Source organism: Enterococcus sp. HMSC078F03 (genome assembly GCF_001811595.1).
Taxonomy (GTDB): domain Bacteria; phylum Bacillota; class Bacilli; order Lactobacillales; family Enterococcaceae; genus Enterococcus; species Enterococcus faecalis.
The window spans coordinates 25,113-32,614 of sequence record NZ_KV805543.1; the positions used below are offsets into that span (position 1 = coordinate 25,113).

At 37.6% G+C, this 7,502-nt stretch carries 6 protein-coding genes; 5 read left to right on the top strand and 1 reads right to left on the bottom strand.

Translation table 11 applies throughout. The features are described 5' to 3' along the window. Positions 1-72 precede the first annotated feature (72 nt). Entirely contained in the window at positions 73-1,383 is a 1,311-nt protein-coding gene (gene lysA / locus HMPREF2810_RS03510) for a diaminopimelate decarboxylase (protein ID WP_025192218.1), read from the top strand. Positions 1,384-1,530: 147 nt separating this feature from the next. Then, complete coding sequence (locus HMPREF2810_RS03515) at positions 1,531-2,523, top strand: alpha/beta hydrolase (protein ID WP_025192219.1); 993 nt, start codon at positions 1,531-1,533, stop codon at positions 2,521-2,523. Positions 2,524-2,712: 189 nt separating this feature from the next. On the opposite strand, the gene HMPREF2810_RS03520 is transcribed toward HMPREF2810_RS03515, so the two are convergent. Then, positions 2,713-3,057, bottom strand: coding sequence for a metal-sulfur cluster assembly factor (locus HMPREF2810_RS03520; protein WP_010715179.1), 345 nt, complete (start codon positions 3,055-3,057; stop codon positions 2,713-2,715). Positions 3,058-3,330: 273 nt separating this feature from the next. On the opposite strand from HMPREF2810_RS03520, the gene HMPREF2810_RS03525 reads away from it, so the two are divergent. The 3 genes from HMPREF2810_RS03525 to HMPREF2810_RS03535 are packed head-to-tail and all read left to right on the top strand — an operon-like array spanning position 3,331 to position 7,458. After that, a complete protein-coding gene (locus HMPREF2810_RS03525; RefSeq protein WP_002419297.1) occupies positions 3,331-4,395 on the top strand; it encodes a dipeptide epimerase in 1,065 nt (354 codons plus the stop codon). A gap of 16 nt (positions 4,396-4,411) precedes the next feature. Beyond that, positions 4,412-5,788: a transglutaminase-like domain-containing protein gene (locus HMPREF2810_RS03530; protein ID WP_010715180.1), complete on the top strand. Its 1,377-nt coding sequence runs from the start codon at positions 4,412-4,414 to the stop codon at positions 5,786-5,788. 17 nt (positions 5,789-5,805) lie between these two features. Beyond that, positions 5,806-7,458 (top strand): peptide ABC transporter substrate-binding protein, encoded by a 1,653-nt coding sequence (locus tag HMPREF2810_RS03535; RefSeq protein WP_002419295.1) that lies wholly within the window; start codon positions 5,806-5,808, stop codon positions 7,456-7,458. Positions 7,459-7,502 lie beyond the last annotated feature (44 nt).

Sequence of the window (7,502 nt, forward strand, 5' to 3'; positions counted from 1 at the left end):
GAAAGTCAGAGAAAAATGTGGAAAATTATAGGAAGCTACTGGGTTTTATGCTATGATTTTTAATAAAACAAAATGAAGGGGCGGGAAAACATGTTATTTGGTACAGCAAAAATGAATCGGGAAAATCATTTAGAAATCGGTGGTTGTGACACCGTAATGTTGGCGCAAAAATTCGGGACGCCGTTATTTGTCTATGATGTCGCTCATATTCGCGCGCAGGCACGTGGTTTTAAACAAACGTTAAATCAATTAGGTATCAAAAATAAAGTGGTTTATGCAAGTAAAGCATTTAGTTGTTTAGCTATTTATCAAGTGTTAAAGGAAGAAGATATTGCTTGTGATGTTGTCTCTGGTGGAGAACTATTCACAGCTTTAAAAGGGGGCATGGAACCAACGGAAATTGAGTTCCATGGAAATAATAAAACCCCTGAAGAATTACGTTATGCTTTGGATAACAAAATAGGTACAATTGTCATTGATAATTTTTACGAAATTGACTTGTTGGAAGAATTATTAGCTACACGAAACCAAACACAAAAAGTTCTTTTTCGGGTGAGTCCTGGCGTGGATGCAGAAACACATGATTACATTTTGACAGGCCAAGAAGATTCAAAATTTGGTTTTGATGTTGCAAGTGGCCAGGCAACAGAAGCGCTCGTTCGCCTTTTATCAAACCCCTCTTTTGATGTACAAGGGGTCCATTGCCATATTGGCTCGCAAATTTTTGCTGTGGAAGGCTTTTTAGCTGCTGTTGAAAAAATGTTCACTATTTTAGAAGACTGGCGGCAAGTCCATCAATTTACAGCACATGTTTTAAATATGGGTGGTGGTTTTGGTGTGCAGTACACGCAGCAAGATGAGCCATTAGCACCAGCAACATTTGTTGAAAAAATTGTTTATTCCTTGAAAGGTCATTGTGAACAATTAGGGTATCCACTGCCTGAGATTTGGATTGAACCAGGCCGCAGTTTAATTGCCGAAGCGGGCACAACGATTTATACAGTTGGCGCACAAAAAGAGGTTCCTGGTGTTCGTCATTTTGTTTCCGTAGATGGTGGCATGGGTGATAATATACGGCCTGCTTTGTATCAAGCGGTTTATGATGGATTTTTAGCGAATCGTGAGGGGCATGATTCAGTCAAGAAAGTCACAGTGGTTGGTAAATATTGCGAATCAGGAGATGTCTTACTTCGAGATATTTTATTGCCAGAAGTTAAAGCAGGGGATTTATTGGCCATTAGTAGTACGGGGGCTTACGGTTATTCAATGGCAAGTAATTACAACCGAAATCCTCGACCAGCGGTGGTTTTTGTCGAAGATGGACAAGCAAAATTAGTTGCTCGCCGTGAGACATATGAAGATATGACAACGTTGGATTGTTGATAGATTAAAAGTAGCCGCCTCTTTTTGAGACGGCTGCTTTTTTTTTCAAAAAATAACAAAATGTAAGGGTGATTTCTTTCAGAAATGAAAAATCCATAGTATATTAAATGAAGAAGGAAATACTTTAGAAGAGGGTGTGATTTGCAGATGAAATGGCTCCTCGTGTTACTGATCATTTTTGCAATGATTGGCGTTGTTTTTTCTTTTTACATTGCCAATTATTTTTTGAAAATCGCGTTGCTTAAAGACAACCCTTGGTATCATAAAAAAGGGCATCGGTTATTAAATCCTGATAATTTTCAAGAACGAGAAACAAGATATACTAAAATAGAAGAACAACAAAAACAAGAAGGCGAAGCTTTTTGGACAGAGTCTTTTGCTGAAGATCGTTGGTTGAAAATTAAAGATGAAACATTGTATGCACGGTGTTTTACTCCTTATCCAGATAACCATCGTTGGGCGATTTGTGTGCATGGTTATCGTTCAAACGGAAAACGCGATATGGCATATACTGCATTACGTTTTGCAGAAGAAGGCTACAATGTTTTAGTTCCCGATTTGCGTGCGCACGGGAAAAGTTCAGGGAATAAAATTGGGATGGGCTGGCTGGATCGGTTAGATTTATTAAGTTGGATTAGTGAAGTTCTTGCTATTGATATGGAAGCAGAAATTATTTTAGTGGGCGGTTCCATGGGAGCGGCTACTGTCATGATGGCAAGTGGTGAAAAGTTACCAAAGAATGTCCGCGGATTAATAGTGGATTGTGGCTACACTTCTGTCTATGATGAATTTAAATACGTCCTACATGAATCTTTTCATTTACCCGCTTTTCCTATTTTAACGATTGCTAATCAATTAGCATTAAATAACTATGGCTTTCAATTGAAAACCGCTTCTTCCATGAGACAATTACACAAAAATACGTTGCCGACATTTTTTATTCACGGTACAGGTGATCGCTTTGTTCCAATGACAATGTTTGAAGAAAATTTAGCGGCAACTCAGGGGATAAAAAAAGGTCTCATTGTTGCTAAAGCACCACATTTATCTTCAAGTGTCTACGAACCTGAAAATTATTACAGTAGTATTTTTGAATTTTTGGAAGAAAACTGTCCTGCAGTAAAAACAACATCCGACTAAAAAAGACATGGATTTTCATGATTCCATGTCTTTTTTTTGTCTGACTCGTTTAGCTAAATTTAAAGTGCTTAAAAAGAAAAATAATAAAGTTGGACTAGCAAACTATTAGCTAAACAAAAAACCACATAAAAAAACTAATCAGTCAGTTCTTTCAGGCGGTTTTTATCATTAATCAAAGTCTCGAAATAACTAGCGAATACCCAAAGCAATTCGTGCGTAACGGCTCATTTTGTCCGTTGTCCAAGCAGGGTACCAGACTAATTTTACTTCGATATTATTCACTTCAGGAATATCTTTTAAAACACCATGGATTTGTTCTGTTAAAACATCTGCTAACGGACAACCCATTGTGGTTAAGGTCATTTTGATGACAGTATCACCAGTTTTTTCTGCAAATTCAACTTCATAAATTAGTCCTAAATTAACAATATCGATGCCTAATTCAGGGTCAATCACTGTTTCTAATGCAGTTAAAATATCTTCTTTAATTGCTTCAACTTCTTCGGTTGAGCGTTGTTGAGGTTGTTCACTCATTCGTCTTCTACTCCTTTGCAAGTTGCCTCTTTACTATCATACCTTTTTTAAGAATGTTTGTAAATGAGAAGTATCTCACATGTCTGGAATTTACTGATTTATAAAAAAGCTCGTAAAATTGGAACTTCATTTTATTTTAATCGAAATCTCATTATTTTGTTGACATTAGAAAACAATGAGTTTAGAATGATCGATAACAATCTAAATTTAATTTTTGGATATTTTTAAAAAACTGAATTTTCAATCAATTGAAAATATCAAAGGGAGGATTTTATGAAAATTAAGCAGGTACATGTTAGGGCATCGAAAATCAAGCTGAAAGAAACATTTACAATCGCTTTGGGGACGATTGAATCCGCGGATAGTGCAATTGTGGAAATTGAAACAGAAGAGGGCCTTATTGGATATGGAGAAGGAGGCCCAGGCATTTTTATTACCGGTGAAACGTTAGCTGGCACGCTTGAAACGATCGAATTATTTGGCCAAGCAATCATTGGCTTAAACCCCTTTAATATTGAGAAAATTCATGAAGTGATGGATAAAATATCTGCTTTCGCTCCAGCGGCAAAAGCAGCAATCGATATTGCTTGTTATGATTTGATGGGTCAAAAAGCCCAACTGCCTCTTTATCAATTGTTAGGCGGCTATGATAACCAAGTAATAACGGATATTACACTAGGCATTGATGAACCAAATGTGATGGCACAAAAAGCCGTCGAAAAAGTCAAACTAGGTTTTGATACGTTAAAAATTAAAGTCGGAACAGGAATTGAAGCTGATATTGCAAGAGTAAAAGCGATTCGTGAAGCAGTTGGCTTTGATATCAAGCTCCGCTTAGATGCAAATCAGGCTTGGACGCCCAAAGATGCTGTTAAAGCAATTCAAGAATTGGCAGATTATCAAATTGAATTAGTGGAACAGCCAGTTAAAAGACGCGATTTAGAAGGTCTAAAATACGTTACCTCACAAGTCAATACGACAATTATGGCTGATGAAAGCTGTTTTGATGCCCAAGATGCGTTGGAATTGGTTAAAAAAGGCACAGTCGATGTTATCAATATAAAATTAATGAAGTGTGGTGGCATTCATGAAGCGCTGAAGATTAATCAGATTTGTGAAACAGCAGGTATCGAATGCATGATTGGGTGTATGGCAGAAGAAACAACCATTGGCATCACGGCTGCTGCCCATTTAGCTGCTGCTCAAAAGAATATCACACGAGCAGATTTAGATGCGACATTCGGTTTAGAAACTGCGCCCGTAATTGGGGGCGTATCCTTAGAAGCAAAACCATTATTGGAATTAGGAGAAGTAGCTGGATTAGGCATTTCTCATTAAAAAAGGAGTAAAGCTAATGAAGTATGATTTAAAGTATCTTAGTGTCCCTTTGCCTGAGGAAATTCAAAGGGTGAAAGAATTTGGCGATTTTGCAAGTGCGGATACTGCCATTGATTTTTGGTTGACAAAAGAACTTCCGCAGGCATTAAAAGAACGTTTGATAATTGAAAAAGATGTCATTAAAATGATGCGTATGAATGAGTATCCTCATAGCTTTGCAAAAGCTGATCAAATGATGAGAGATACTTTTCAGGATTATCAAACAGAGGAATTAATTCGTTTAAAAGAAACGGGTTTAGTGGACTGGGTTTATATTGACGGTGAACCGTATTTCCAACTTCGATTTTTGGCCAATTTAATTAAAACAAATGCGGCATATGTTGCACGTTTGCGGGAAGCAGAAAGCAATCAATTAGAAATTCTCCGCAAAAAAGAACTAAAAGAGAACATCGAACAAATGCAAAAAAACGGTGGTAGAAAAGTGAGAACAACAATTAAAGCCACCATTCAGGTGAAAAAAGAATTTGAGCGTCCAGGTGAACGTGTTCGTGTCCATTTGCCGCTACCCAAAGCGTGTCAACAACAATCAGAAATTGAAATCCTAGCTACGTCACCTGAGGCAACCTATATTGCGGCAGAAGATGCGCCTCAACGAACACTGTGTTTTGAAACAATCTTAAAAGAAAATCAAACGTTTACAGTTGAATATTGTTATGTTAATCGGATGGTTTACCAACAGTTAGAAGAAAGTAACGTAGACAAAATGCAACCAAGCTTTGATTTAGAGGAACAGTTACCGCATATTCGATTCACGCCTTATTTAAGAAATTTAGCAGATGAGATTGTGGGCGATGAAAGTAATCCCTTAAAAAAGGCACGCTTGATTTATGACTTTGTGACGACAAAGATTCATTATTCATTCATGCGTGAATATTTTACAATTTCCAATATTTCAGAGTATGCTGCAACTAATTTAAAAGGTGACTGCGGCGTGCAAGCGATTTTGTTTATCACGCTTTGTCGGATTGCAGGGATACCAGCCAAATGGCAATCGGGATTATATGTTTCTACACATTATACAGGCTGTCATGATTGGGCACAATTTTATATAGAACCGTACGGCTGGCTCTTTGCGGATTTATCTTTTGGCGGAGGTGCTTACCGAGACGGGGATAGACAGCGGTGGAATCATTATTTCGGCAATTTAGATGTTTTTAGAATGGTCGCAAATAGTGAAATCCAGGCAGACTTTCAGCCGGCAAAAATGCAATTGCGTGCAGACCCAATTGACAACCAGCGGGGAGAATTTGAGTACGAAAATGAGGGCTTGCCCTACGCATGCTTGATAGTTTCGCAAGAACGGCTTTCCATGGAAGAGTTGCCTTTTGATTGACACATAGGGGGAATAGTATGAAAAAGTTAAAAATGATGGGGATTATGTTATTTGTTAGTACGGTCTTGGTAGGTTGTGGCACAACAGCAGAAACAAAAATAGACGAGAAAGTAACTGAGAAAACCAGTGTCTCGAAAAAAGTTTTAAATTTAATGGAGAACTCGGAAATCGGTTCAATGGATTCTATTTTTACACAAGATGAAGCCAGTATTAACGCACAGTCCAATGTCTTTGAAGGGTTATATCAATTGGATGAAAAAGATCAACTAATACCAGCTGCCGCTAAAGAGATGCCTGAAATTTCTGAAGATGGCAAACGATATACCATTAAACTAAGAGAAGATGGCAAGTGGTCCAATGGTGATGCTGTAACAGCCAATGATTTTGTTTTTGCTTGGCGTAAATTAGCGAATCCCAAAAACCAAGCCAATTACTTTTTCTTGTTAGAAGGAACGATTCTGAACGGAACAGCTATTACAAAAGAGGAAAAAGCACCAGAGGAATTGGGTGTCAAAGCGCTTGATGATTATACTTTGGAGGTTACTTTAGAAAAGCCTGTACCATATTTTACGTCCTTATTGGCATTTTCTCCATTTTTCCCACAAAACGAAGCATTCGTGAAAGAAAAAGGACAAGCCTATGGCACTTCTAGTGAAATGATTGTATCTAATGGTCCATTTTTAATGAAAAATTGGGATCAGTCAGCGATGTCATGGGACTTTGTGCGTAATCCCGACTATTACGATAAAGAAAAAGTAAAATCAGAAACGATTCATTTTGAAGTTCTTAAAGAAACCAATACCGTTTATAATTTGTACGAATCAGGTGAATTAGATGTGGCTGTCTTAACAGGAGATTTTGCTAAACAAAATCGAGACAACCCAGACTATGAAGCAATCGAACGGTCAAAAGTCTATTCCTTACGTTTAAACCAAAAAAGAAACGAAAAACCATCCATTTTTGCAAATGAGAATGTCCGCAAAGCTTTAGCTTATGCTTTGGATAAAAAAAGCTTAGTCGACAACATTTTAGCAGATGGTTCAAAAGAAATTTATGGGTACATTCCAGAAAAATTTGTATATAACCCAGAAACGAATGAAGATTTTCGTCAAGAAGCAGGCGCCCTTGTCAAAACAGACGCCAAAAAAGCCAAAGAGTATTTAGCTAAAGCAAAAGCAGAGCTAAACGGAGATGTAGCCATTGAACTTCTTTCAAGAGATGGTGATAGTGACCGAAAAGTTGCTGAATTTATCCAAGGCCAGTTACAAGAAACGTTGCCAGGTCTCACTATTAATGTCAAAACAGTTCCTTTAAATAATGCGATTGAATTAATGAGAAAAGGGGATTATGAATTGTCTGTTGGCATGTGGGGACCCGATTATCAGGATCCAATGACTTTCTTAGAAAGCTCAGTTAGTGGGAACCGTATGAACTATTCTAGCCCAACGTTTGATCAACTAATTGAAGAAGCAACAACTAAATACGCAAATGAGCCTGAAACTCGTTGGCAAACATTAATTAAAGCTGAAAAAGTATTGGTGGAAGAAGATGCCGCTTTAATTCCTTTATACCAAGAGGCCCGTAGTCAGCTTGTACGACCAGGTGTCAAAGGTATTCAGTATCATAACTTCGGTGCAACGAGCACATATAAGTATGCCTATAAAGAATAAATTAGTGAACGAGCGTGGGACAAAAATCACTTTGGATTTTTGCT